General features: G+C 68.6%; 19 protein-coding genes. 10 read left to right on the top strand and 9 right to left on the bottom strand.

The genetic code is table 11. From position 1 onward, the window contains the following. Positions 1-12: 12 nt before the first annotated feature. The 3 genes from AC3A6Y_RS01960 to AC3A6Y_RS01950 all read right to left on the bottom strand — a co-directional run bounded on the left by AC3A6Y_RS01960 (position 13) and on the right by AC3A6Y_RS01950 (position 3,273). Positions 13-1,032 carry a Bug family tripartite tricarboxylate transporter substrate binding protein gene (locus AC3A6Y_RS01960; RefSeq protein ID WP_487866549.1) on the bottom strand — a complete coding sequence of 340 codons (1,020 nt, stop codon included), beginning with the start codon at positions 1,030-1,032 and terminating at the stop codon, positions 13-15. A 93-nt stretch (positions 1,033-1,125) separates the two neighbouring features. Continuing rightward, positions 1,126-2,754: an MFS transporter gene (locus AC3A6Y_RS01955; RefSeq protein ID WP_487866548.1), complete on the bottom strand. Its 1,629-nt coding sequence runs from the start codon at positions 2,752-2,754 to the stop codon at positions 1,126-1,128. 6 nt (positions 2,755-2,760) lie between these two features. Continuing rightward, positions 2,761-3,273: an Lrp/AsnC family transcriptional regulator gene (locus tag AC3A6Y_RS01950; RefSeq protein ID WP_487866547.1), complete on the bottom strand. Its 513-nt coding sequence runs from the start codon at positions 3,271-3,273 to the stop codon at positions 2,761-2,763. A gap of 270 nt (positions 3,274-3,543) precedes the next feature. On the opposite strand from AC3A6Y_RS01950, the gene AC3A6Y_RS01945 reads away from it, so the two are divergent. From AC3A6Y_RS01945 to AC3A6Y_RS01925, 5 genes are all read left to right on the top strand, one after another. Further along, the gene (locus tag AC3A6Y_RS01945) at positions 3,544-7,149 is read left to right on the top strand and encodes an indolepyruvate ferredoxin oxidoreductase family protein (RefSeq protein ID WP_487866546.1); all 3,606 of its coding nucleotides are present in this window, start codon (positions 3,544-3,546) and stop codon (positions 7,147-7,149) included. 218 nt (positions 7,150-7,367) lie between these two features. Continuing rightward, the gene (gene yajC / locus AC3A6Y_RS01940) at positions 7,368-7,700 is read left to right on the top strand and encodes a preprotein translocase subunit YajC (RefSeq protein WP_487866545.1); all 333 of its coding nucleotides are present in this window, start codon (positions 7,368-7,370) and stop codon (positions 7,698-7,700) included. 98 nt (positions 7,701-7,798) lie between these two features. Then, positions 7,799-9,679: a protein translocase subunit SecD gene (gene secD, locus AC3A6Y_RS01935; protein ID WP_487866544.1), complete on the top strand. Its 1,881-nt coding sequence runs from the start codon at positions 7,799-7,801 to the stop codon at positions 9,677-9,679. A gap of 15 nt (positions 9,680-9,694) precedes the next feature. After that, positions 9,695-10,645: a protein translocase subunit SecF gene (gene secF, locus AC3A6Y_RS01930; protein WP_309959488.1), complete on the top strand. Its 951-nt coding sequence runs from the start codon at positions 9,695-9,697 to the stop codon at positions 10,643-10,645. 132 nt (positions 10,646-10,777) lie between these two features. After that, positions 10,778-13,195, top strand: coding sequence for a DUF1631 family protein (locus AC3A6Y_RS01925; RefSeq protein ID WP_487866543.1), 2,418 nt, complete (start codon positions 10,778-10,780; stop codon positions 13,193-13,195). Between the two features lie 9 nt (positions 13,196-13,204). Here AC3A6Y_RS01925 and AC3A6Y_RS01920 read toward each other — a convergent pair whose 3' ends face one another. From AC3A6Y_RS01920 to AC3A6Y_RS01910, 3 genes are all read right to left on the bottom strand, one after another. Then, positions 13,205-13,714 carry a Smg family protein gene (locus tag AC3A6Y_RS01920; protein WP_487866542.1) on the bottom strand — a complete coding sequence of 170 codons (510 nt, stop codon included), beginning with the start codon at positions 13,712-13,714 and terminating at the stop codon, positions 13,205-13,207. 65 nt (positions 13,715-13,779) lie between these two features. Then, positions 13,780-14,916 carry a DNA-processing protein DprA gene (gene dprA, locus AC3A6Y_RS01915; RefSeq protein WP_487866541.1) on the bottom strand — a complete coding sequence of 379 codons (1,137 nt, stop codon included), beginning with the start codon at positions 14,914-14,916 and terminating at the stop codon, positions 13,780-13,782. Between the two features lie 18 nt (positions 14,917-14,934). Next, positions 14,935-16,152, bottom strand: coding sequence for a LysM peptidoglycan-binding domain-containing protein (locus AC3A6Y_RS01910; protein WP_487866540.1), 1,218 nt, complete (start codon positions 16,150-16,152; stop codon positions 14,935-14,937). A gap of 161 nt (positions 16,153-16,313) precedes the next feature. On the opposite strand from AC3A6Y_RS01910, the gene def reads away from it, so the two are divergent. Genes def through AC3A6Y_RS01885 form a run of 5 tightly spaced genes read left to right on the top strand, consistent with a single transcriptional unit; the run spans position 16,314 to position 19,395 of the window. Next, positions 16,314-16,847 carry a peptide deformylase gene (gene def / locus AC3A6Y_RS01905; RefSeq protein ID WP_487866539.1) on the top strand — a complete coding sequence of 178 codons (534 nt, stop codon included), beginning with the start codon at positions 16,314-16,316 and terminating at the stop codon, positions 16,845-16,847. Further along, complete coding sequence (locus tag AC3A6Y_RS01900) at positions 16,844-17,350, top strand: hypothetical protein (protein ID WP_487866538.1); 507 nt, start codon at positions 16,844-16,846, stop codon at positions 17,348-17,350. The genes def and AC3A6Y_RS01900 overlap by 4 nt, the downstream gene beginning before the upstream one ends. 7 nt (positions 17,351-17,357) lie before the next feature. After that, the gene (gene fmt / locus AC3A6Y_RS01895) at positions 17,358-18,308 is read left to right on the top strand and encodes a methionyl-tRNA formyltransferase (RefSeq protein ID WP_487866537.1); all 951 of its coding nucleotides are present in this window, start codon (positions 17,358-17,360) and stop codon (positions 18,306-18,308) included. Continuing rightward, positions 18,308-19,048: an AzlC family ABC transporter permease gene (locus AC3A6Y_RS01890; protein ID WP_487866536.1), complete on the top strand. Its 741-nt coding sequence runs from the start codon at positions 18,308-18,310 to the stop codon at positions 19,046-19,048. The genes fmt and AC3A6Y_RS01890 overlap by 1 nt, the downstream gene beginning before the upstream one ends. Beyond that, positions 19,045-19,395 (top strand): AzlD domain-containing protein, encoded by a 351-nt coding sequence (locus AC3A6Y_RS01885; RefSeq protein WP_487866535.1) that lies wholly within the window; start codon positions 19,045-19,047, stop codon positions 19,393-19,395. The genes AC3A6Y_RS01890 and AC3A6Y_RS01885 overlap by 4 nt, the downstream gene beginning before the upstream one ends. A 53-nt stretch (positions 19,396-19,448) precedes the next feature. On the opposite strand, the gene AC3A6Y_RS01880 is transcribed toward AC3A6Y_RS01885, so the two are convergent. Genes AC3A6Y_RS01880 through AC3A6Y_RS01870 form a run of 3 tightly spaced genes read right to left on the bottom strand, consistent with a single transcriptional unit; the run spans position 19,449 to position 22,770 of the window. After that, complete coding sequence (locus AC3A6Y_RS01880) at positions 19,449-21,101, bottom strand: FAD-dependent monooxygenase (RefSeq protein ID WP_487866534.1); 1,653 nt, start codon at positions 21,099-21,101, stop codon at positions 19,449-19,451. Next, entirely contained in the window at positions 21,098-22,219 is a 1,122-nt protein-coding gene (locus AC3A6Y_RS01875) for an alpha/beta hydrolase family protein (protein WP_487867782.1), read from the bottom strand. Before AC3A6Y_RS01875 ends, AC3A6Y_RS01880 begins: the two co-directional genes overlap by 4 nt. Next, the gene (locus AC3A6Y_RS01870; protein ID WP_487866533.1) at positions 22,216-22,770 is read right to left on the bottom strand and encodes a VOC family protein; all 555 of its coding nucleotides are present in this window, start codon (positions 22,768-22,770) and stop codon (positions 22,216-22,218) included. The genes AC3A6Y_RS01875 and AC3A6Y_RS01870 overlap by 4 nt, the downstream gene beginning before the upstream one ends. Between the last annotated feature and the right edge of the window lie 80 nt (positions 22,771-22,850).

Below are 22,850 nucleotides of genomic sequence, written 5' to 3'. Positions count from 1 at the left end.
GCGCGGTCGGCGTCAGTCGGGCTTGATGTTGGCCCGGGTGATGACCTTCTTCCAGCGCGCCTGCTCGCCGGCGATGAACTTGGCGAACTGCTCGGGCGTGTCGCCGACCGCCTCGGCGGCGTCGCCCTTGAGCCGCTCCATCGCGGCCGGCGCCTTCACCGCCTTCACGGTCTCGGCCGACAGCTTGGCGAGGTTTGCAGCCGAAAGGTTCGCCGGGGCGAGCAGGCCGTACCACTGCGTCATCTCGAAGCCCGGGAAGCCCTGCTCGGCCACGGTGGGCACCTCCGGCAGCTGCGGCAGCCGCGCCGAGGAGCCGGTGGCGATGCAGCGCAGCTTGCCGGCCTTGATGAAGGGGAGGACCGCCGCGGCGCCGATCGCCGAGGCGTCGAGCCGCCCGGCCATCAGGTCGGTCAGCATGGGGCCGGTGCCGCGGTAGGGCACGTGCAGCATGAAGATGTTGGCCGTCATCTTGAGGTACTCGAAGGCAAGGTGGCCGGCGCTGCCGTTGCCGGCCGAGCCGTAGCTGAGCTTGCCGGGCCTGCCTTGCGCGTAGGCGATCAGCTCGCGCAGGTTCTTTGCGGGCACGTCGGGGTGCACGACGTACAGGCTGGGCACCTTGGCCAGCAGGCTGACCGGCTTGAAGTCCTTGTTGGCGTCGTACGGCAGCTTGTCGAAGATGTAGGGATTGACTGCCAGCGTGCCGATGTGGCCGAGGATCAGCGTGTGCTGGTCGTCGCTGCGCGCCACCTCGGCCATCGCGATGTTGCCGGCGGCGCCGGGCTTGTTCTCGACGAACACGTTCTGCCCGAGCGTGCGCGAGAGCTCGGCCGCCACCGAGCGCGCCACGATCTCGGAGCTGCCGCCCGGCGCGAAGGGCACGACGAAGCGCACGGGCTTGCTCGGCCAGCCCGCCTGGGCTCGGGCGCCGTGAGGCCAGAGGGCAGCCAGCCCGAGGGCGCCCGTCAAGCCGAGCAGGTGGCGGCGCGTGGCCGGGAAATGGGGCTGGGGCCCGGCAAGCTTCGGATCGTTCATGGTGGTCTCCATCGGTATTCGAAAGGCGCCCATGCTGCCGCAGCGGAGCTTTCAGGAAGCTGTCGGTCGCTTCACGCCCGACGGGCAGCAGGATCAGCGCCGGACCACGTAGCGCGTCACCACCGGCAGCGTCTCGCCCTGGTGGAAGGCCAGGCGCCGGTCGCGCAGCGCCATGTCGGCCGCGGTGGCGCGGTGGAAGCGGCGCAGGTGCTCGGTCCAGGACTCGTCGACGACTTCCTCGATGTAGCGGCCCGGCTCGGCGATGTCGTGCAGCAGCTCCCAGCCGATCGCGCCCTGGCTCAGGCGGGTGCGGCGGGTCTGCTGCATCACCACATGGAAGGCGGCGGCGCGCGCCGGGTCGATCAGGTATTCGACGGTGACCACCACCCGGCCGTCCTCGTCCGGCGCCTCGGCCGGCGGGCCCTTGACCCAGCCCTTGCGAGCGGGGGTGGTGTCGTCGTCCTCGCCGACGCCGTCGGTCACGTAGCGAAGCGCCAGCAGCATGAGGGCGGTGCCGCTGACCGCTGCGATGCCGAGTGTGATGGAGAGCGAGGAGAGCTCCGCCACCTGCCCCCAGATGGCCGCGCCGAAGGCACTGGCGCCCATGATCGCCATCTGGTAGATGGACATGCCGCGGGCGCGCACCCAGTCGGGCAGCGCCAGCTGGGCCGAGACCGAGAGCGAGTTGGCGACCGTGATCCACGCCATGCCGCCGACCACCATCGCCGGCACCGCGATCCACGCGCTGGGCGCCACGGCCATCACGGCGGTGGCGGCGGACTGCAGCAGCGTGCCGCGGAGCACCAGCTGGTCGCGCGCCAGCGCCTGGCGCAGGCGCGGCAGGAACATCACCGCCACGATCGCGCCGGCGCCCATGGCGGCCAGCAGCAACGTGAAGGTGCCGGCCCCGCCGCCGCGCAGGTTGCGCGCGAGCAGCGGCAGGAGCGCCAGCAGCGCGGTCGAATGCAGGAAGAAGATCGAGATGCGCGTGAGCACCGCGCGCATGCGCTGCGACTGGCGCACGAACTGCACGCCCACCCGCATCGCGCTGATCAGCCGCTCGCGGCCCAGCGGGTTCGGCTTGTGCTCGCGCCGCCAGCGCAGCACGATGAAGCCCGAGACCACGCACAGCACCGCGTTGAGGCCGAAGACCCAGACGGTGCCGGCGCTCGCGATCAGCGTGCCGGCCAGCAGCGGCCCGATGATGCGCGAGGCGTTCATCGCCAGCCCGTTGAGCCCGAGCGCCGCCGGCAGATGGGTGCGCGGCACCAGCTCGGGCACGATGGCCGAGAACACCGGCCAGCGCAGCGCCAGGCCGATGCCGTTGGCGAAGGTCAAGGCCAGCAGGAGCGGCGCGCTCATGAGATCGAGGACCACGGCGGTGCAAAGCACGATCGCGGCGCCGGCCAGCCAGAACTGGGTGGCGACCAGCCAGCGCCGCCGGTCCAGGATGTCGGCCAGCGCGCCGCTGGGCAGCCCCAGGAGGAATACCGGCAGCGTGGAGGCCGACTGCACCAGCGCGACCCACATCGGCGAGGTGGTCAGCGAGGTCATCATCCAGGCTGCTGCCACGTCGTTCATCCACATGCAGATGTTGGCGACCAGCCAGGTGCTCCACAGCATGCGGAACACGGCCAGCTTGAGCGGCTCGAAGGGGCCGATGCGCGGCGGCTGCGCGCGCTTCGGAGCGACGGGGGTTTCGTCGGGCGAGATCGGTGGCATGAGCCGCTATTGTCCGGTCCCGGGCCGGCCGGCCTTGCCGGTCTTGCGCGCGAGGTGGCCGAGCGGCAGCGCGCGGCTGGCCTTGACCTCGCCGAGCGAGAAGCTGGTGTGCAGGTCCTTCACGTTGGGCAGGTGCATCAGGCTGTTGAGCGCGAAGCGCGAAAAACCGTCCAGGTCCTCGGCCACCACCTGCAGCTCGAACATGCCGGTGCCGCTGATGTAATGGCAGGCCACCACCTCGGGCAGCTTGCGGATCGCCTCCTCGATCTTGCGCGTGACCTCGCCGGTGGCCCGATCGGTGTCCAGGCGCACGAAGGCCAGCACGCCCAGGCCGATCTTGTGGCGGTCGATCTCGGCGTGGTAGCCGCGGATGTAGCCGGCTGTCTCCAGCGCGCGCACCCGGCGCCAGCAGGGTGCCGCAGACAGTCCCACGCGCTGCGCCAGCTCGGCGTTGGTGAGCCGCGCGTCGGCCTGCAGTTCTTGCAGGATGGCCAGGTCGAACTTGTCAATGCTTTCCATAAGGAGGCATCTTAAGCAAGATCCTTTCAGAAAGGGGCCTTGAACGGGCAAAGAACGCAAACACCTATCAAGGCGCCAGGCATACACTTTGCGAGCATGATGGCTGCGGGGAATGTTCCTACCCGATCGCCTCGCCCTACCAACCGCCACGCCCACAAGGCACAGCCACGGAGACAAGACACATGGACCCCCACGCTCATCACTTCGTGTATTCGCCGCACCCCGAGGGGGCGCATGCCTCCCTTCAGGCGACTCGTCGGGAGGCATGACATGAACGCACCGCTGCCCGAGCACATTCGCAAGGCACTCGAAACGGTCACGCTCGACGACAAATATTCACTGGACTACGGCCGCGCCTTCATGAGCGGCGTCCAGGCCCTGGTCAAGCTGCCCATGCTGCAGCGCCTGCGCGACCAGCAGGCGGGCAAGAACACGGCAGGCTTCATCAGCGGCTACCGCGGCTCGCCGCTCGGCGGCTACGACCAGGCGCTGTGGAAGGCCAGCAAGTACCTGAAGGAACAGCACATCGTCTTCCAGCCGGGCGTGAACGAGGAGCTCGCCGCCACCGCGCTATGGGGCACGCAGCAGCTGGGCTTCGCGCCGCCGGGCACCAACAAGTACGACGGCGTGTTCGGCATCTGGTACGGCAAGGGCCCGGGCGTGGACCGCTGCTCCGACGTCTTCAAGCACGCCAACATGGCGGGCACCACGCCCTGGGGCGGCGTGATCGCGGTCGCCGGCGACGACCACATCTCCAAGAGCTCGACGGCGGCGCACCAGAGCGACCACATCTTCAAGGCCTGCGGCACGCCGGTCTTCTTCCCGACCAACGTCCAGGAGATCCTGGATCTCGGCATCCACGCCTTCGCCATGAGCCGCTTCGCCGGCATCTGGTCGGGCATGAAGACGATCCAGGAGATCGTCGAGTCGAGCGCCACGGCGATGATCGACCCCGAGCGCGTCGAAATCGTGATGCCCACCGATTTCCAGATGCCGCCCGGCGGCCTGCACATCCGCTGGCCCGACCATGCGCTGGAGCAGGAGGCGCGGCTCATGCACTACAAGTGGTATGCCGCGCTGGCCTACATCCGCGCCAACCGGCTCAACCACAACGTGATCGAAGGGCCCCACGACCGCTTCGGCATCATGGCCAGCGGCAAGGCCTATAACGACACCCGCCAGGCCCTGATCGACCTGGGCCTGGATGACGCCGCCTGCCGCCAGCTCGGCATTCGACTGCACAAGGTGGCCGTGGTGTGGCCGCTCGAGGCCCAGCTCACGCGCGACTTTGCCACCGGCCTTCAGGAAATCCTGGTGGTCGAGGAAAAGCGCCAGGTCATCGAGTACCAGCTCAAGGAGGAGCTCTACAACTGGCGCGCCGACGTGCGGCCCAACGTGGTCGGCAAGTTCGACGAGGGCGAGGTGCACGAGGCCGAGGGCTATTCGGGCGGCGAATGGTCGATGCCCAATCCGACGGCGCACACGCTGCTGCGCGCGAACGCCGACCTGAACCCGGCGCTGATCGCCAAGGCCATCGCCAAGCGGCTGAAGACGACCGGCGTCCTGGCCGCGGCCGGCGCCGACATGGCGGCGCGCATCGACGCCCAGCTCGCCATCCTCGAGGCCAAGGAGCGCGCGATGGCGGCGCCGCAGACCGTCGGCGTGGCCGACGCCGCGCGCCAGCCCTGGTTCTGCTCCGGCTGCCCGCACAACACCAGCACCGTGGTGCCCGAGGGTTCGCGCGCGATGGCCGGCATCGGCTGCCACTTCATGGCGACCTGGATGGATCGCTCGACGCTCGGCTTCACCCAGATGGGCGGCGAGGGCGTGCCGTGGGTCGGGCAGCAGCCCTTCACCACCGATCCGCACATCTTCGCCAACCTCGGCGACGGCACCTACTTCCACAGCGGCTTGCTGGCGATCCGCCAGAGCATCGCGGCCGGCGTCAACATCACCTACAAAATCCTCTACAACGACGCCGTCGCCATGACCGGCGGCCAGCAGGTCGGCGAGCGGCCCGAGGGCCACTCGGTGCTGCAGATCGCGGAGAGCCTGCACGCCGAAGGCACGGTGAAGGTGGTGGTGGTCACCGACGAACCCGAGAAGTACGAAGGCGTGAACGTCCCCGGCAAGGACGTGAAGGTGCGGCATCGTGACGAACTGGACGAGATCCAGCGCGAGTTCAGGGAGATCAAGGGAACGACCGCCATCATCTACGACCAGACCTGCGCCACCGAGAAGCGCCGGCGCCGCAAGCGCGGCACGGCGGTCGATCCGGCCAAGCGCGTGGTCATCAACGAGCTGGTCTGCGAGGGCTGCGGCGACTGCAGCGTGAAGAGCAACTGCCTGTCGGTGGAGCCGCTGGAGACCGAGTTCGGCCGCAAGCGCACCATCAACCAGAGCACCTGCAACAAGGACATGAGCTGCCTCAAGGGCTTCTGCCCCAGCTTTGTCACGGTGGAAGGCGGGCAGCTCAAGAAGAAGGCGAAGAACAAGGCCTCCACGCCGGCCGAACTGGGCCCATTGCCCGAACCGGCGCTGCCTTCGCTCGCCGGCGGCAACGTTTGGGGCATCGTGGTCGCCGGCGTCGGCGGGACCGGCGTGATCACCATCGGCCAGCTGCTCGGCATGGCGGCCCACATCGAGGGCAAGGGCATCGTCACCCAGGATGCAGCGGGCCTCGCGCAGAAGGGCGGCGCGACCTGGAGCCATGTGCTGATCGGCGACACCCAGGACGACATCCGCACCACCCGCGTGGGCACGGCGGCGGCCGACCTGGTGCTGGCCTGCGACCCGTTGGTCAGCGTGAACGCCGAGACCATGGCGCGCATGCGCGAGGGGCGCACGCACGTGGCGCTCAACAGCCACAGCACTCCTACCGCATCCTTCGTGCGCAACGCCAACTGGCAGAACCCGCAGGAGGCCTGCGCGGCCGAGATCGCGCGCGCCGTCGGGCCGGCGGGGCTGGGCGCCTTCGACGCCGATGCGGCCGCGAGCTCGCTGATGGGCGACACCATCTACGTCAATCCGATGATCCTGGGCTATGCCTGGCAGAAGGGCTGGATTCCGCTCGAGCATGCTTCGCTGATGCGCGCCATCGAGCTCAATGCGGTCGCGGTCGACAACAACAAGGCAGCGTTCGAATGGGGCCGTCAGGCGGCGCAGCGGCCGGAAGAGTTGCGCAAGCGCGTCTCGCCCGGACAGGTCGTCGAGTTCAAGAAGCGTGACACGGTCGAGAGCCTGGTGGCGCGCCGCGTCGAGTTCCTCACGGCTTACCAGAACGTCGGCTACGCCGGGCAGTACAAGGCTTTCGTGGCCAAGGTGCAGCAGGCGGAGGCGGCGCTGGGCAAGACCAGCCTGGCCGAGACGGTGGCGCGCTACCTGTTCAAGCTGATGGCGTACAAGGACGAGTACGAGGTTGCGCGGCTGCACAGCGACCGCAGCTTCCTGGAGCGGGTCGAAGGCATGTTCGAAGGCGACTACAAGCTCAACTACCACCTCGCTCCGCCGATCATTGCCCAGCGCAACGCCAAGGGCGAACTGCAGAAGCAGAAGTTCGGCCCGGCGATGCTGACCGGCTTCCGCCTGCTCGCGAAGCTCAAGGGCCTGCGCGGCACGGCTCTCGATCCCTTCGGCCGTACCGAAGAGCGCAAGACCGAGCGCGCGCTGATCGGCGAGTACCGCGCGAGCATCGAGGAGCTGCTGTCCGGCCTGAATGCCGGCAATCACGCGCTGGCTCTGGAGATCGCGAGCCTGCCCGAGCAGATCCGCGGCTACGGCCATGTGAAGGAGCGCAACCTCGAGGCGGCGCGCACCCGCTGGGCCGACCTGATGGCCAAGTGGCGCGAGCCGCAGGGCGCTCGCGCGGCGGCCTGAACTCCCTCGGGGCTGTCCGCCGCGGCGGTCCTGAAAGCCCTGTCAGCCCTGCCGGCTTAGCGCCGGCGGGCCGGACGCCGCCGAATACAATGCGCGATGCTGTGCGGGGCCCGGCCCCGCTTTAGTGCGCCTGTTCCATGGCCCGTGCCGTGCGCTGCGCGAACCGCGTACCCCGCCGGGGTGCGCGCTCATACCTTCCTCTCTTGCTGGAGACTCCCTTGTTCATTTCCTCCGCTTTCGCCCAGACCGCGCCCGCTGCTGCCGGTGGTGGCGACATGATGTCCTCTCTCGGCAGCATGCTGCCGCTGGTGCTGATGTTCGTGGTGCTGTACTTCGTGATGATCCGCCCGCAGATGAAGCGCCAGAAGGAAGCGCGCGCCATGATCGAGGCGCTCGCCAAGGGCGACGAGGTCGCGACCGCCGGCGGCCTGCTCGGCAAGATCACGCAGCTCGGCGAGCAGTACCTGACCGTCGAGATCGCCAAGGGCGTCGAGGTGCAGGTGCAGCGCTCGGCCGTCGTGCAAGTGCTGCCCAAAGGCGCAATCAAGTAACCCATCCTGCCGCTCGCCCTGAGTTTGTCGAAGGGCCTTCATCCGGCTTCGACAAGCTCAACCCGAACGGGCTGAAGCTCTATTTCCCAAGCGCGATCATGAACCGTTACCCGGTCTGGAAGTACGCGATCATCGTCGTCGTGCTGCTCGTGGGGCTGATCTACGCCCTGCCCAATTTCTTCGGCGAGGCGCCTGCAGTGCAGGTGTCTTCGGGCAAGTCGACCGTCAAGATCGATGCCGGCACCCAGGCCCGCGTGGCGGAAACGCTGAAGGCTGCCGGCCTCGCGCCGGACCTGATCACGCTCGACGCCACCTCGGTGCGGGCGCGCTTCGCGACCACCGACGACCAGCTCAAGGCGCGCGACGTGCTGCAGCGCGCGCTGGTGCCGGACCCGAGCGACCCGCCCTACGTGGTGGCCCTCAATCTGGTGTCGCGCTCGCCTTCCTGGCTGGCAGCGCTGCGCGCCTACCCCATGTACCTGGGCCTGGACCTGCGCGGCGGCGTGGACTTCCTGCTGCAGGTCGACATGAAGGGCGCCATCGACAAGAAGGCCGAGTCCTTCGCCAACGACCTGCGCTCGGGCCTGCGCGACAAGAACGTTCGCGGCGCCGCGGTCACGCGCAACGGCCAGACCATCGAGGTGCGCTTCCGAGACGCCGCCGCACTGGAAACGACCAAGGCCCTGATCCAGGACCAGTTCCCCGACCTGGCGACCACCGACAGCCAGGAGGGCAGCGAGTGGCGGCTCACTGCCACCATCAAGCCCGAGGCGGCGCGCCGGCTGCAGGATGCTGCGCTCAAGCAGAACATCACCACGCTGCACAACCGGATCAACGAGCTGGGCGTGGCCGAGCCCGTGATCCAGCAGCAGGGCCTGGACCGCATCGTGGTGCAGCTGCCGGGCGTGCAGGACGTGGCCAAGGCCAAGGACATCCTGGGCCGCACCGCCACCCTCGAGATGCGCTTGGTGGACGAATCCGCCGAGGGCCGCGCGGCCGAGACGGGCAGCGGCCCGGTGCCTTTCGGCTCCGAGAAATTCCTCGACCGCGAAGGCCGCACCGTCATCGTCAAGAAGCAGGTGCTGGTGACCGGCGAGAACCTCACCGACGCCCAGCCGGGCTTCGACTCGCAGACCCAGCAGCCCAAGGTCGACCTGACCATGGACGCCAAGGGCGGCCGCATCATGCGCGACGTCAGCCGCGAGAACTTCCGCAAGCGCATGGCGATGCTGATCTTCGAGAAGGGCAAGGGCGAGGTGCTGACGGCGCCGTCGATCAACGGCGAGCTGGGCAACCGCTTTCAGATTTCGGGCTCGATGAACGTGGTGGAGGCCAACGACCTGGCCCTGCTGCTGCGCGCCGGCTCGCTGGCTGCGCCGATGGAGATCATCCAGGAGCGCACCATCGGCCCCAGCCTGGGCGCCGACAACATCCAGAAGGGCTTCGACAGCGTGATGTACGGCTTCGCCGCGATCATGGTGTTCATGTGCGTGTACTACATGCTGTTCGGCCTGTTCTCGTCGATTGCGCTGGCGGTCAACCTGCTGCTGCTGGTGGCCATCCTGTCGATGCTCCAGGCGACGCTCACGTTGCCGGGCATCGCGGCCATGGCGCTGGCGATCGGCGTGGCCATCGACTCCAACGTGCTGATCAACGAGCGCGTGCGCGAGGAGCTGCGCAACGGCGCCTCGCCGCAGGCCGCCATCCATGCGGGCTACGACCGCGCCTGGGGCACCATCCTGGATTCCAACGTCACCACCCTGATCGCCGGCATCGCACTGCTGGCCTTCGGCTCGGGGCCGGTGCGCGGCTTCGCCGTGGTGCACTGCATCGGCATCGTTACCTCCATGTTCTCGGCCGTGTTCTTCTCGCGCGGCCTGGTGAACCTCTGGTACGGCCGCAAGAAGAAGCTCAAGAGCCTGTCCATCGGCACGGTCTGGAAGCCCGACGCCGACAAGGCCGCAGCCGCCGCCAAGTAAGGGAGCACTAGAAACATGGAGTTCTTCCGAATCCACCGCACGATCCCGTTCATGCGCTACGCGCTGGTGCTGAACGCGATCTCCGTCCTCACCTTCCTGCTGGCGGTCTTCTTCCTGTTCCACCGCGGGCTGCACCTGTCGGTGGAGTTCACCGGCGGCACCGTCATGGAGGTCGCCTACCAGCAGTCGGTGGACGTGGGCAAGGTGCGCGAGACCATCGCCAAGCTCGGCTATGCCGACGTGCAGGTGCAGAACTACGGCACCTCGCGCGACGTGCAGATCCGCCTGCCGGTGCAGAAGGGCCAGACCTCGGCGCAGCAAAGCGAGCAGGTGATGGCGGCGCTCAAGGCGGTCGACCCCAGCGCCAACCTGCGCGGCAACGAGTTCGTCGGCCCGCAGGTGGGCGAGGAGCTCACCACCAACGGCCTCAAGGCGCTGGGCATGGTGGTGGTCGGCATCATGATCTACCTGGCCTTCCGCTTCGAGTGGAAGTTTGCGCTGGCCACGGTGCTGGCCAACCTGCACGACGTGATCATCATCCTGGGCTTCTTCGCCTTCTTCCAGTGGGAGTTCTCGCTGGCGGTGCTGGCGGCGGTGCTGGCGGTGCTGGGCTACTCGGTCAACGAGTCGGTGGTGATCTTCGACCGGGTGCGCGAGAACTTCAGGCGCTACCGCAAGATGTCGACGCGCGAGGTGATCGACAACGCCATCACCTCCACCATCAGCCGCACCATCATCACCCATGGCTCGACCCAACTGGTGGTGCTGTCGATGTTCTTCTTCGGCGGTCCGACGCTGCACTACTTCGCGCTGGCGCTGACCATCGGCATCCTGTTCGGCATCTATTCGTCCGCCTTCGTCGCGGCGGCGATCGCGATGTGGCTGGGCGTGAAGCGCGAGGACCTGGTCAAGGCAACCCCCAAGCAGGGCGACCCGGACGATCCGAACGCCGGCGCCACGGTGTAACCGGCCCGGGCCTTTGCCCGGGCAGCTGCGGATTCGGGTTGCCGAGCAGCATCCGGTACCCTTGTGCGGTTACGCTTCGCGATGCAAGCTCGGACTTGTTGAAACGTATTAATTGCCGTCCTCGCCCTTTCCATGATCTCGCGGTCCCCCGCCTCTTCCCAGCAGCTCGCCCGAGAGACCCGTGAGCGCTTCGTCGCCGCCACCGAGGGAGCGATCGTACCGGTGGCCGATGCGGTCCGCGAACGTCTCGCGGCGCTGGCCGGGATGACCGCCAACGCGCGCGACATGCAGCAGCATCGCGACGACTACCTGGCCTTCCAGGCCCAGGGTTCCAACTGGGTGCCGATGTCCCGGAGCGCGTGGCGCAAGGCGCTGGGAGGCAGCACGCAAGGCGGCGCCACCGGCGGCCTGCGCCTGGAGCTGATCGGCGACGAGGTGGTGGAGACCGGCATCCTGTCCTCTCGCTTGGCACAGTCGATCCAGGACAAAGCCCAGTTCGAGCTGAACGACCTGCGCCTGCGCATCCAGTACCTGGAGGGCACCGCCGAGCTGGATGCCAAGGACGTGCTCAAGCCCGAGGCGCTGGCCCGGACCTTGGTCGACCAGTGGCTGGCCGTCGGCCTGACTCGCGAGACTTGGACGCGGGTGCAGGACATCGTCCAGCAGCGCCTGGTCGACGTGGTCGTCGCAGCCTACAAGGACGCCAATGCCTTCCTGATCGAGCGCGGGGTGATGCCCGAGATCGATCTCAAGAGCTTTGTCAAACGCACCGGCAGCGTCAATTCGGCGCCGGCCGCGCTCGGCGGCAGCTTCGCGCACGCCTCGCAGGCCGGCACCACCCAGCCCGGCGTCGGCGGCGCGCCCCGCGCCATGCCGGGCGGCTTCGGCGCCCCGCCGGGCAGTTTTGCGCCAGCGGCGATCGGTGTCGGCCGCGGGCAAGGCCAGGTGGGCGGCGACACGCTGGTCGCCACCGGCGGCTCCCCCCTGGTGTTGGCACGCCAGCGCGCCCAGGGCGTGCTGCTCAATCTCAAGCGATTCGTGACCGCCCGGATAGGCGGCGACCTGGGCCAACTGCGCGCGCCGGGCGCCCAGGGCCCTGGGGCCGGCGCCTTGGGCGGTGGTGGCAGCGGTGCGGGAGGCGGTGGCGGCCCGATCGGTCTGGCCGCGCCGGCCTTCGCCGCGGCCATCGCCGACGCCGAGGCGGCCTACCAGGTGATGGCCTCCCAGTACGTGGTCGGCGAAGAGGCCACGGCCATCCACCAAACTGCCGCCGAGCTGCGTCGGCGCACCAGCGAGCTCAAGAAAAAGGCGCCGACCACGGCCGACAAGGCCACGGTCGAGATCGTTGCGCTGATGTTCCAGGCCATTCTGGCCGAGGAGCGCATCCCCTTCTCGGCGCGCGTGTGGTTCGCTCGCCTCCAGATGCCGGTGCTGCGGGTGGCGATTGCCGAGCCGGAATTCTTCGGCACGCTGCAGCACCCGGCGCGCATGCTGATCGACCGCATGGGCTCCTGCGTGATGGGCTTCGACGCCGCCGCCATCTCGGGCAGTGCGCTGGAGGGCGAGATCCGGCGCGTGGTGCAGGTGATCGAGCAGTACCCCGAGACCGGCCAGCGCGTCTTCAAGCTGGTGTTCGATGAATTCGTCGCCTTCCTGAACAAGTACCTGACGCAGAGCGACGCCACCCAGCGGCTGATGAGCGTGGCGCAGCAGGTCGAGCAGAAGGAGACGATGGCGATCCAGTACACCATCGAGTTGCGCAAGATGCTCAACGACATGCCGGTGCGCGAGGAGATCCGCGAGTTCTTGTTCAAGATCTGGGCGGAAGTGCTGGCCATCGCCGCCCTGCGCTACGGTGCCCAGGACGAGCAGACCGTCACCCTCAAGCGTGCGGCCTCCGACCTGGTGTGGGCCGCAAGCGCCAAGCCCAACCGCAACGACCGCGCCCGCGTCATCCAGGACCTGCCGCAGCTGCTGCAGCGCCTGCGCCAGGGCATGAGCCTGCTGGGCATCGAGGGCGAGCCGCAGGAGGCGCAGATCAAGACCATCGGGTCGACGCTTTCCGATGCTTTCCTCTCCAAGACCGAGGCCATCCCACCCGCCAAGATCGAGGCCATGGCCAAGCGTCTGGCCAACCTCGAGGACTTCGTCACCGACGAGGGCGATGCAACCGACCTCCCGCTGGATGCCGCCAGCATCGAGCTTCTGCTCGGGGTGGATGCCGCCTCGCTCGAGATCGTCCCCGACACCGGCAACAAGGTCGGCGAGGACATGCTCCAGTGGGCGCACGAGTTGCAGGTGGGCACCTGGTTCATGCTCGATCACAACGACCGGGTGAGCCAAGTCCAGTTCGTCTGGCGCAGCGAGCGCAAGCAATTGCATCTGTTCGCCTCCAGCGATGGGCGCAGCTTCCTGATTCAGGTGGGACGGCTGGCTTCCTATCTGCAGGCGGGGCTGCTGGTGCCGGCCGAGGAAGAGACGCTCACGGTGCGCGCCACCCGCGAAGCGCTGGCCAAGCTGGACGCGAATCCCGAACGGCTGCTGAACTGAGCGCGGAGCTCAGTGGGCGATGCGGTTCAGCGTGTCGTCGCAGAGCTCGTCGAGCACCAACGCGTCGGGCTCGATGCCGGTGCTCCAGTGCACCATCAGCACGATGATCTTGAGTTCGTCCAACTCCAGCGGATCGCCCGTGGTGGCCATCGCGCGCTCGATCACGATCTCGCGCAGGCTGGCCGGCAGCACGCCGGAGGATTCGAGGAAGCTGATGAAGCCCAGGCACTCTGCGCCCAGATGCTCCTGCTCGGCCATCGAGTAGACGCGCATCGACCGGGGTGATTCGGGAAGCGCAGCCGGGCCTTCCCGGCTCACGGTGGCGCTGGTGCCGTCGGCATGGCGCGTGAGCTGGATGCCTTGGGTGGCAAGGCTCAGGCCGTCCAGCCAGTGCAGGGCGTCGCGGATCTCCTGCGGGTCGAAGCCTTGTGCGCTGAGCTTGCGGCCCAGTTGGCCGGACTCGGGGCAGGCATCACCGCGCCAGTAGTTTTCGTACACGTACACGAGCACTTCGAACATGGGCCCAATATAGCCCAGCTCCGCGTCGGCGCAGTTGCGTTGCCGGAACGCGGCGCCGACAGGGCTCAGCCTTGGGCGATTTGCTGAAACAGGGCGCCGGGCAGCCGGGCCACGTGACCGGCGAGCTCCAGCTCCAATAGCTGAACCTGCAGTGCGGCGACCGGGTGGCCGGTGCGCGCGCACAGCGCGTCCAGGCTCACCGGGTCGTAGCCCATGGCGTGCAGCAGGCCTCCGGGGAGCGAGGCGGGCTCGTTCTGCGGGGCTGGCGCGGGTGGAGGGGCGGCGGCATCGAAGCGCAGCTCCTCGAGCACGTCGCCGACCGTCTCGACCAGCTTGGCGCCCTGGCGGATCAGAGCGTGGCAGCCGCGCGACTGCGGCGAATGGATGGACCCGGGGATGGCGAACACCTCCCTGCCCTGCTCGCTGGCGAGCCGTGCGGTGATCAACGAACCCGACTGCAGCGCCGCCTCCACCACCAGCGTGCCGCGCGATAGGCCGGCGATGATTCGGTTGCGCTTCGGGAAGTTCTGGTTGAGGGGCGGCGTGCCCAGTGGGAACTCGCTCACGATCAGCCCGCGCTCGGCGATGCGCTGTGCGAGCGCGCGATGACGGGCGGGGTAGACGCGGTCCAGCCCCGTGCCGACCACCGCCACCGTCGCCGGCCAGAGCAAATCGGTCGCCGCCTCCAGCGCGCCCTCGTGGGCCGCGCCGTCGATGCCCAGCGCCAGCCCCGACACGACGGTGATTCCAGCCTCGCCGAAGCTCCGGGCGAAGGCGCGCGCATTCGAGACGCCCTGCGGCGTGGGGTTGCGGCTGCCCACCATCGCGACGCTGCGGCCCAACTGGGCGAGCTCGAGCGGCGCCGGCCCGATCAGGTAGAGCATCAGGGGCGGATCGGCCATCTCGAGCAGAGAGGCCGGATAAGCGGCGTCCGCCAGCGTGAGAATGCGGTGCGTCGCGCCCTGCGGCTCGATGCGCTGAAGCCATTCGACGGTGCGGTCGAGCAGGGCACCGAGCTCGTCCGGCGCCTGCAGCAAGACATTGGCCTGCGCCTCGGGCACGATCTGCCGGAGCGCCGCCGCCGGTTGTGCAAAGACATCGCAGGGCAGGCCGAAGGCCGCCAGCAGCCTGCGCGCGGCCGTGTTGCCGATGCCCGGCGTCAGCGTGAGCCGCAGCCAGCCTGCGAGTTCGTCACGTTCCACGCGACGGCGGGGCCGGCGTCAGGGGTTGACCAGCAGGTCGCCGATACGGGGTGCGTCGTTGATCTCGAGCACCAGCGCGTACGACACCCGCTCGAAGGGACGGAACACCATCAGGAGGCCGATGCGCTCGTTCGGCAGCTTCAGCGTCTCCTTGGCGGCGCCGGTCTTGTCGATGACGGTTTCGCCGTTCTTGAGGATGGCCAGCACATGGCCGTTCTCGATCCCGTCGATGGTGCCCTTGTTGATGGCCACGACCTGGTTCTGGGCCGCGAACTGCACCGCGTTGCCGTAGACCGAGACGATGCGGCCGTCGGCGATGGTGTGCGCCGGGGCGCGCGGCACGTAGCTCACCAGTTGGCGAGGCGGCTCGGGCAGCAGGCGGTCGCCGGCTCGGATCTCCTCGCGGGCGGCGATGATGTCGATGGTGGCCGGCACCGGGTACACGACCTCTTTGCCCTCCACCTCTTCCTTGACGCTCGATTCGCCGCGCTGTAGCTGGGCCTTGCCCACGTATTGCGCTTCGTACCCGAGGATCTCGCCCGTGCCCGGGTCCTTCAGCGGAGTGGCGTTGCGGAAAACGCGGTAGGTCCGGATCGGGCCGGGCGCTTCCATCAGCGGCGCGTTGGGTTCGCCGCGCGCATAGGCCCGGTCGCCGCGCGCCAGCACCACGCGACTTTCGTTGCCCGCCACGATGCGTGGCGCGGTCGCCAGCGTCTCGGCGTCGACCACCACCGGTTCGGCAAGGAAGGGCTCGATCACGCTGGGGTTCAGCGTGGGAAGCGCCATGTCCGACAGGGATTCGTAGCGCGTGCGCGGGGACAGCTTGATGGTGCCGCCCTCCGGCATGCCACTGCCGCCGCGGCGCAGCGCCAGGCGGGCGCGGCCCCCGCTCTTGTCGAGGTAGAGCACCTGACCGGGGTAGATGCGGTGCGGGTTCTGGATCTCGCCCATGTTCATGCCCCACAACTCGGGCCAGCGCCAGGGACTGCGTAGATACAGCCGGGAAATGGCCCACAGCGTGTCGCGTGGCTTGACCGTGTACTCGTCGGGCGCGTTCGGTGCCAGCTCGGACAGTGGGACGCCGGCCTGCGCTGTCTGCTGCGCGGTGCCGCGCTGCTGAGGCGTGACGGGATAATTCTGCGCCTGCGCCGTTGCGCCCAAGCCTGCCATGGCGATCGCCGCCAGCGTGGCGAGAAGGTTCGGACGCGGGCTGTTGTCGATGCGAAGTTTCTTCATGGTCGGATGGTGTGCGCGCACGGGACCGGGAGGGCGTACGAATACTCACAATTTGAAACCAATTTTGCGCTGAAGCCCTTGATCGGGCAACGTTTATCAAGTCGCGAGGCCTTTGGGCGTCGCGGAAATGGCGAAAATAACGACAATTTTTCCTCCCGTTCATGGCCAAAAGAACCATCCTGAGCTATCCCGACCCGCGCCTGCACAAGGTAGCCAAGCCGGTGCAGGGCGTCGATGCACGCATCAAGACCTTGGTCGCCGACATGCTCGAAACCATGTACGACGCCAACGGCATCGGCCTCGCGGCCACCCAAGTCGACGTGCATGAGCGGTTGGTCGTGGTCGATGTATCCGAGGAGCGTAACGAGCCCCTGGTTTTGATCAACCCCGAGATCGTCTGGGCCAGTGATGAAAAAGTCCTCAATGAGGAAGGATGTCTCTCGGTGCCCGGCATCTACGACGGCGTGGAGCGTTCCACCGCCGTGCGCGTGACGGCACTCGACGCCGAGGGCGAGCTGCGCACCATCGAGGCCGAGGGCCTGCTGGCCGTCTGCATCCAGCACGAGCTCGACCACCTGCTGGGCAAAGTGTTCGTCGAATACCTCTCGCCTTTGAAGCGCAACCGCATCAAGAGCAAGCTTCTCAAGCAGCAGCGCGAGGACCAGCGCCTCGACGCGCGGGAAGGGCGCCGTTGACGCTCGCCCTGCGGCCCGGCCCGGCTGCGCTGCTCGCGGCGGCGCTGCTGGCCGGTTGCGCTGGCGAGCCGACGCGCTTGGCCATGGGCAGCTCGCGCGACCAGACCGTGCGCGAGCTCGGCGCGCCGACGGCCGTCTATCCCCTGTCCGGCGGCGGCGAGCGGCTGCAGTACTCGCGCGCGCCGGCCGGCTTCGAGGTCAACAATGTCGACCTCGATGCAGGCGGCCACGTGGTCTCGGTCAAGCAGGAGCTCGACGAGCGCTTGTTCGACCGGACCATCCAGCCCGGCGTCGGCCGCTGGCGCGTGGCCGACGTGCTGCGCGTGTACGGCCGGCCTTTCGAGATCACGAAGGTGAGCTCCTTCGAGGGCGACATCTGGACCTGGCGCTACAAGTGGCAGAACACGCCGCGCCTGCTCTACATCTACATCGATCCGACCGGTGTGGTGCAGCGCTACCACACAGGTGACGACCTGATGCTCGAGCTGCTGGCGCCGCTGTGAGGGCCCCATGAAAGTCGCATTCGCGGGCACGCCCGAGTTCGCCCGCGTCGCGCTGGAGGCGATCGCTGCCGCCGGTTTCGAGATCTTGCTGGTGCTGACGCAGCCCGACCGCCCCGCGGGCCGCGGCATGAAGCTGCAGGCCTCGCCGGTCAAGCAGCTCGCCCTCGCCCGCAACTGGCCGGTGGCACAGCCGCGCAGCCTGCGGCTGGACGGCAAGTACCCCGAGGACGCGGCCGCGGCGCGTGACGCCATCGTCGGCGCCGAGCTCGACGTCATGGTGGTCGCGGCCTATGGCTTGATCCTGCCGCAATGGGTGCTCGATGCGCCGCGGCTGGGCTGCCTCAACATCCATGCCAGCCTGTTGCCGCGCTGGCGCGGGGCGGCGCCCATCCACCGCGCCATCGAGGCCGGCGATGAGCAGACGGGCATCACCATCATGCAAATGGACGCGGGGCTGGACACCGGCGACATGCTGCTTGGCGAATCGCTCGTCATCGGCGAGGACAGCACCGCGCAATTGCACGACAGGCTGGCCGCGCTCGGCGGCCGGCTGATCGTGGACGCGCTGAAGCAGGCCGAGGCCGCAACGCTGCGCCCGGAGCCCCAGCCCGCCGAAGGCGTGAGCTACGCGCACAAGGTCGAGAAGCAGGAGGCGCACATCGACTGGACGCAGCCGGCCGCGACCATCGTGCGCCGCATCCGCGCCTTCGATCCGTTTCCGGGCGCCAGCAGCAACGTGGACGGCGAAACCCTCAAGCTCTGGGCCGCGAAGGTTCATCCCGAGCCTTCGACGGAGCCGCCCGGAACGGTGCTGGCGGTCGGCCCGACCGGCGTCGCCGTGGCGGCCCTGGATGGCGTCGTGGTGCTCACCGAACTGCAGCGCCCAGGCGGCAAGCGCCTGCCGGTGGCCGACTTCCTGCGCGGCTTCGACCTGAAGCCCGGGCAGGTCTTCGGCTGATGTTCTTTCTCTCGTCGATCCGCCGTCTCCCCGAGTTCCGCCAGGGCGCGCGCGACATGTCCTCGGTCGCCCTCGGCACCGGCGCCTGGGGCCTGATGACCGGCGTGGCGATGGTCAAGGCGGGCATGAGCGTCTTCGAGTCGATCGCGATGACGTTGCTGGTCTATGCCGGCAGCTCGCAGTTGGCGGCCATCCCGCTGCTGATCGCAGGCGCTCCGGCGTGGGTCATCCTGGCCACCGGCTTCTGCGTCAACCTGCGCTTCGTGGTGTTCAGCCTGCACCTGCGGCCCTATCTGATGCACATGCCGCGCTGGCGCCGCATGACGCACGGCTACCTGACGGCCGACATGACCTACGCCTTTTTCACCCGGCAGTACGCGCAGCCGCCCGCCAACGCGGCCGAGGAGCGCGCGCAGGAGGCCTATCTCACCGGCAATTACTTCGTGGTGTGGTGCTCGTGGATGGGCATGAGCGTGCTCGGCGTCGTGCTCGCGAACCTGATCCCGCAAAGCTGGGGGCTGGGCTTCGCCGGCGTGCTGTGCCTCGTCGCCGTGGTCTGCTCGATGGCGACGACGCGGCTGCGCATCCTCGCGGCCCTGATCGCGGGCGTGACCGCCGTGGCGGCCTACGCGCTGCCTTTGAAGCTCAACATCGTGGCCGGCATCGGCGTGGCCGTGTTGCTGTGCTTCTGGCTCGAGAAGCAATTCGGGCTCGATGCCGACGCGGAGGACGATCAATGACCCTGGGCAGCGGCGCCACCACCGATCCCTGGACCCTGGCCGTGATCGTCGGCCTGGCCTGCGTGACCGTGCTCACGCGTTGCTTCTTCTTCATTCTCGACCGCCCCTGGGGCTTGCCCGACTGGGCGCACCGCGCACTGCACTACGCCCCCGTGGCCGCGCTCGCGGCGGTGATCATTCCCGAGATCGTGATGACGCAGGGCCACCTGGTCTCGACCTGGCAGGACGCGCGGCTGTACGGCGCGGCGGCCGGAGCGGCCTACTTCTTCCAGCGCCGGGGCGTGCTGGGGACGATGCTGGCCGGCATGGCGGTGTACCTGCCCCTGCGTCTGGGCCTGAACTGGTGAGCTGGCGCCTTCTGGAGCTCGCCGTCGTGTTCGCGGGTTCCCGGGGCGGCCCTTCAGCCGTGGGCAAGGGCGGTGTGGACAGCGGCGGCGATGGCCGCGGGCGTTGGATCCTGCAGCAGCGTGGCGCGGTAGGCGTCGGGACGAAGCAGGCAGAAGCTGCCGGGCGCCTGATCGCCCAGCTGCATGGCCAGCGCGTCGTCGGGCTCGAGCGTGGGCAGGCCGCTGTCGCCGCCGATCGCGACGAGCTGCAGCGGCAGTGACGCCACCGTGTCGGCCGCCGCCCGGACCTGCTCGCGCGACGGTGCGAACCACAGCCCGAGGCAGCGCGTGCCTTCGGCCAGCATCTGCATCAGCGTGCAGGGTCGGCCGTCGCGCCAGCGCAGCGGCAGGTTCTGCACGCTGCGCCCGCCTTTCAGCAGGTGCCGCCCCGCCGGATAGTCGTTGGCCACCGACATGCGCCCCGTGTTGACCAGCGCGCGCGCAAACGGATAGCGCGAAGCCAGCGCGAGCACTGCGCGGCGCATCGTGTGCTCGGCTTGCGAGCGGGGCGCGAGGAAGCGGGCGGTGCGGCTGGTGACCTTCAGGTTCTCGGCCGCCGCGGGCCGGCGCTCGGCATCGTAGGTGTCGAGCAACGCATCGCCGGCCCGGCCCTGCGCAACCAGCGCCAGCTTCCAGCCCAGGTTGGCCGCGTCCTGGATGCCGCTGTTGCCGCCACGCGCGCCGAAGGGGCTCACCACATGCGCCGAATCGCCGATGAAGAACAGGCGTCCATGGCGGAAGCGGTCGAGCAGGTGGTCGCGGTAGCCGTACGGCCCGATCCAGACGAACTCGAACTCCACGCCCGGCCCGAGCTGCTCGCGCAGCCGCGCGCCGGCGACCTCCGGCTTGCTGATGTAGGCCGCATCGCAGTCCTCGGGCATCTGGTAGTCGATGCGCCAGACACCATCGGCCATCAGGTGCTGCCAGACCGCGCGGCCCTCGTTGAAGGGCGCGTCGACCCAGGTCCAGCGCTCCACGGGCAGCGGCTTCTTGAAGCGCACGTCGCTGATGCACCAGCGGTCGGTGCTGCGCGAGACGTGGGCGTCCAGGCCCAGTTGCGCGCGGATGGGGCTGTTGGCGCCGCTCGCATCGATGAGGTAGCCGGCGTCGATGGCGTACGCGCCGGCCGGCGTCTCGATCTCGACGCGCACGCCTTGCTCGCCCGGCTCGATGCGCGTCACCCGGTTCTTCCATCGCAGTTCGACCACGCCCAGCTCGAGGAGGCGGTCGACCAGGAACCATTCGAGGTAGAACTGCTGCAGGTTGATGAAGGGCGGCTGCGCCGAGACGCAGCTCGCCTGCAGGTTGAAGTTGTAGACCTCGGTCTCGCCCGAGAAGGTGCGGCCGAAGGACCAGGTGATGCCCTTGTCCGCGATGCGCTGGTAGATGCCCAGCCGCTCGAAGATTTCCAGGCTCTTCTGTGCGTAGCAGATGCCGCGCGAGGACGCGCCGCGCACGCCCACCGTGTCGTCCTCGTCCAGCAGCACGGCGGGCACGCCGCGCTGCGCCAGGTCGCAGGCGAGCGTCAGGCCGGCCGGGCCCGCGCCGACGATGACGATCGGATGCCGAACGAGCGCGTCGCCGCCGAGCTCCGGCGGCGGCACGAAGGGCCAGTGCGGCAGCTGGTACGCGGGCGCGAAGTGAAAGGCTTCCGTCGCAGTGCTCATAGCGCGTGTGCCCATTCGGCGATCGCGTCCGCGGCGCGCTGCACCAGCTCGGGCTGGCCGGCGAGGTAGTGGTTGCCGCCGACGATGTCGACATTGCGTATGCGTTCGCCGCCGGCTTTCATCCACGCATCGCGCGTGCTCGGGAAGGTGGACTGGTCGGCCGTGTAGGTCAACAGCAGCTTGGGGCAGGCGGTCCGGGCGAGGTTCGACGGACCGTCGGCCTGCGAGCGCGAGGACCATTGCGACAGGAAGGCTGTCAGCGAGGTCGTGCGGCCCATCGCATTGGCCGAGTAGTTCACCTGCCGCGCATCGCCCCAGACGCTGCCGGGTGCGCGGTCGTTGGCGTCGATCGAGAGGTCCACGCAGCGCGGATCGGCGTGCGTGCGATAGACGACGAAGGCCTGGTCGCGCGGCGCACCGGGCGTGTTGCGCAGCAGGTGCAGCCGTTCCAGCGCCCAGGCCTCCAGCCGGTCGAGGCGGGCCTTCTGCGCCGCGCCGAAGCGGGCGAGAAACTCGGCGCTGTAGGGCACGCGATGGCGCGCGTCGTACATGTCGAGCTCGGGGTCCACCGAGAGCAGGTCGTGCTCGTCGGTGACGGACGGGTCGATCCAGTCGCGCATCAGCTTCGAGCGGCCCTGGTGCGCCGCGCACAGCGCGATGCCGTCGGCCGGCGGCAGGTCGTCCGGGTGCAGGTGCGTGGAGTCGCCGTCGGGGAAGTGGTGAGCGGTGAGCTTCTCGGCCTGCGCCTGGTAGAAGCTGGCAAGCGCTGCGCCGCCCGAGTTGCCGATCAGCACCACGTGTTCGTAGCCCAGGCCGCGCAGGAACTGCACGCCCGCGCCCAGGTCCTGGATCGCGCGCTCCATCAGCAGCACCGTGTCGTTGCCCATGTAGCGCGAGTTGAGGCCCATGCAGCAGATGCCGCGCTCGGCCAGCGGCGCGATCAGGTAGTGGCCCATGAAGTTGCTCGTGGGATGCATCACGATCGCGGCGATCTTCTTGCGGCCGGCGGGCGCGCGGTAAGCACCATAGATGCGCGGGCGCAGCATTTGCAGGCCCGACTGGCTTTCCATCGCCGCGCCGGGCTTGACGTCGATGACGGCGAGCTGCAACTGCGTCATGCCGCCGCCCTTGCGCGCAGCTGCGCCTTGCGCAGGGTCCATGCGTCCAGCTCGGCGTGTGCGCGCTGCGCATGCGCCTGCATCTCGGCCTGCGGCACCGTGGGCGTGGTCAGCTCCACGCGGATGCCGTTGGGATCGAAGAAGTAGATCGACTCGATGATGTGGTGGTCGGTCACGCCCAGCACCTCGACGCCGGCCGATTCGAGTTGCGCCTTGGCGGCTCGCAGGTCGGCCACCGAATCCACCCGCAGTGCGATGTGGTTGACCCAGGCCGGCGTGTTGGGCGAGGGCAGGGCCGCCGTGTCGTCGCCGAGGTCGAAGAAGGCGATGTACGAGCCGTCGCGCATCTGGAAGAAGATGTGGACGTAGGGGCAGTACTCGCCGGTGCTCGGCACGTGGTCGCTCTTGATCACGTGCACCAGCGGCAGGCCCAGCAGGTCCTCGTAGAAGTGGCGCGTCTCCTCGCTGTCGCGGCAGCGCCAGGCGAAGTGGTGCAGCCCGCGCACGGGCACGGGAGGCAGGGCAGGCGGCACGGTCTCGGCAGGGGGCATGGGTTGTCTCCAGGGGGGAACAGGCCGGATTGGGCCTTTGTTCTTCTTATGATTCAATCGAAATAAATTCATCAATTGAT

The organism is Variovorax sp. Soil_C_17, assembly GCF_057657265.1.
This window is presented reverse-complemented; position numbering and strand designations above follow the sequence as displayed.

What these genes read in the sequence shown, in the direction of transcription:
- AC3A6Y_RS01960 (WP_487866549.1), bottom strand. Translation starts at nt 1,032, where the DNA reads ATGAACGATCCGAAGCTTGCCGGGCCCCAGCCCCATTTCCCGGCCACG.
- AC3A6Y_RS01955 (WP_487866548.1), bottom strand. Translation starts at nt 2,754, where the DNA reads ATGCCACCGATCTCGCCCGACGAAACCCCCGTCGCTCCGAAGCGCGCG.
- AC3A6Y_RS01950 (WP_487866547.1), bottom strand. Translation starts at nt 3,273, where the DNA reads ATGGAAAGCATTGACAAGTTCGACCTGGCCATCCTGCAAGAACTGCAG.
- AC3A6Y_RS01945 (WP_487866546.1), top strand. Translation starts at nt 3,544, where the DNA reads ATGAACGCACCGCTGCCCGAGCACATTCGCAAGGCACTCGAAACGGTC.
- secD (WP_487866544.1), top strand. Translation starts at nt 7,799, where the DNA reads ATGAACCGTTACCCGGTCTGGAAGTACGCGATCATCGTCGTCGTGCTG.
- secF (WP_309959488.1), top strand. Translation starts at nt 9,695, where the DNA reads ATGGAGTTCTTCCGAATCCACCGCACGATCCCGTTCATGCGCTACGCG.
- AC3A6Y_RS01925 (WP_487866543.1), top strand. Translation starts at nt 10,778, where the DNA reads ATGATCTCGCGGTCCCCCGCCTCTTCCCAGCAGCTCGCCCGAGAGACC.
- AC3A6Y_RS01920 (WP_487866542.1), bottom strand. Translation starts at nt 13,714, where the DNA reads ATGTTCGAAGTGCTCGTGTACGTGTACGAAAACTACTGGCGCGGTGAT.
- AC3A6Y_RS01910 (WP_487866540.1), bottom strand. Translation starts at nt 16,152, where the DNA reads ATGAAGAAACTTCGCATCGACAACAGCCCGCGTCCGAACCTTCTCGCC.
- def (WP_487866539.1), top strand. Translation starts at nt 16,314, where the DNA reads ATGGCCAAAAGAACCATCCTGAGCTATCCCGACCCGCGCCTGCACAAG.
- fmt (WP_487866537.1), top strand. Translation starts at nt 17,358, where the DNA reads ATGAAAGTCGCATTCGCGGGCACGCCCGAGTTCGCCCGCGTCGCGCTG.
- AC3A6Y_RS01890 (WP_487866536.1), top strand. Translation starts at nt 18,308, where the DNA reads ATGTTCTTTCTCTCGTCGATCCGCCGTCTCCCCGAGTTCCGCCAGGGC.
- AC3A6Y_RS01885 (WP_487866535.1), top strand. Translation starts at nt 19,045, where the DNA reads ATGACCCTGGGCAGCGGCGCCACCACCGATCCCTGGACCCTGGCCGTG.
- AC3A6Y_RS01880 (WP_487866534.1), bottom strand. Translation starts at nt 21,101, where the DNA reads ATGAGCACTGCGACGGAAGCCTTTCACTTCGCGCCCGCGTACCAGCTG.
- AC3A6Y_RS01875 (WP_487867782.1), bottom strand. Translation starts at nt 22,219, where the DNA reads ATGACGCAGTTGCAGCTCGCCGTCATCGACGTCAAGCCCGGCGCGGCG.
- AC3A6Y_RS01870 (WP_487866533.1), bottom strand. Translation starts at nt 22,770, where the DNA reads ATGCCCCCTGCCGAGACCGTGCCGCCTGCCCTGCCTCCCGTGCCCGTG.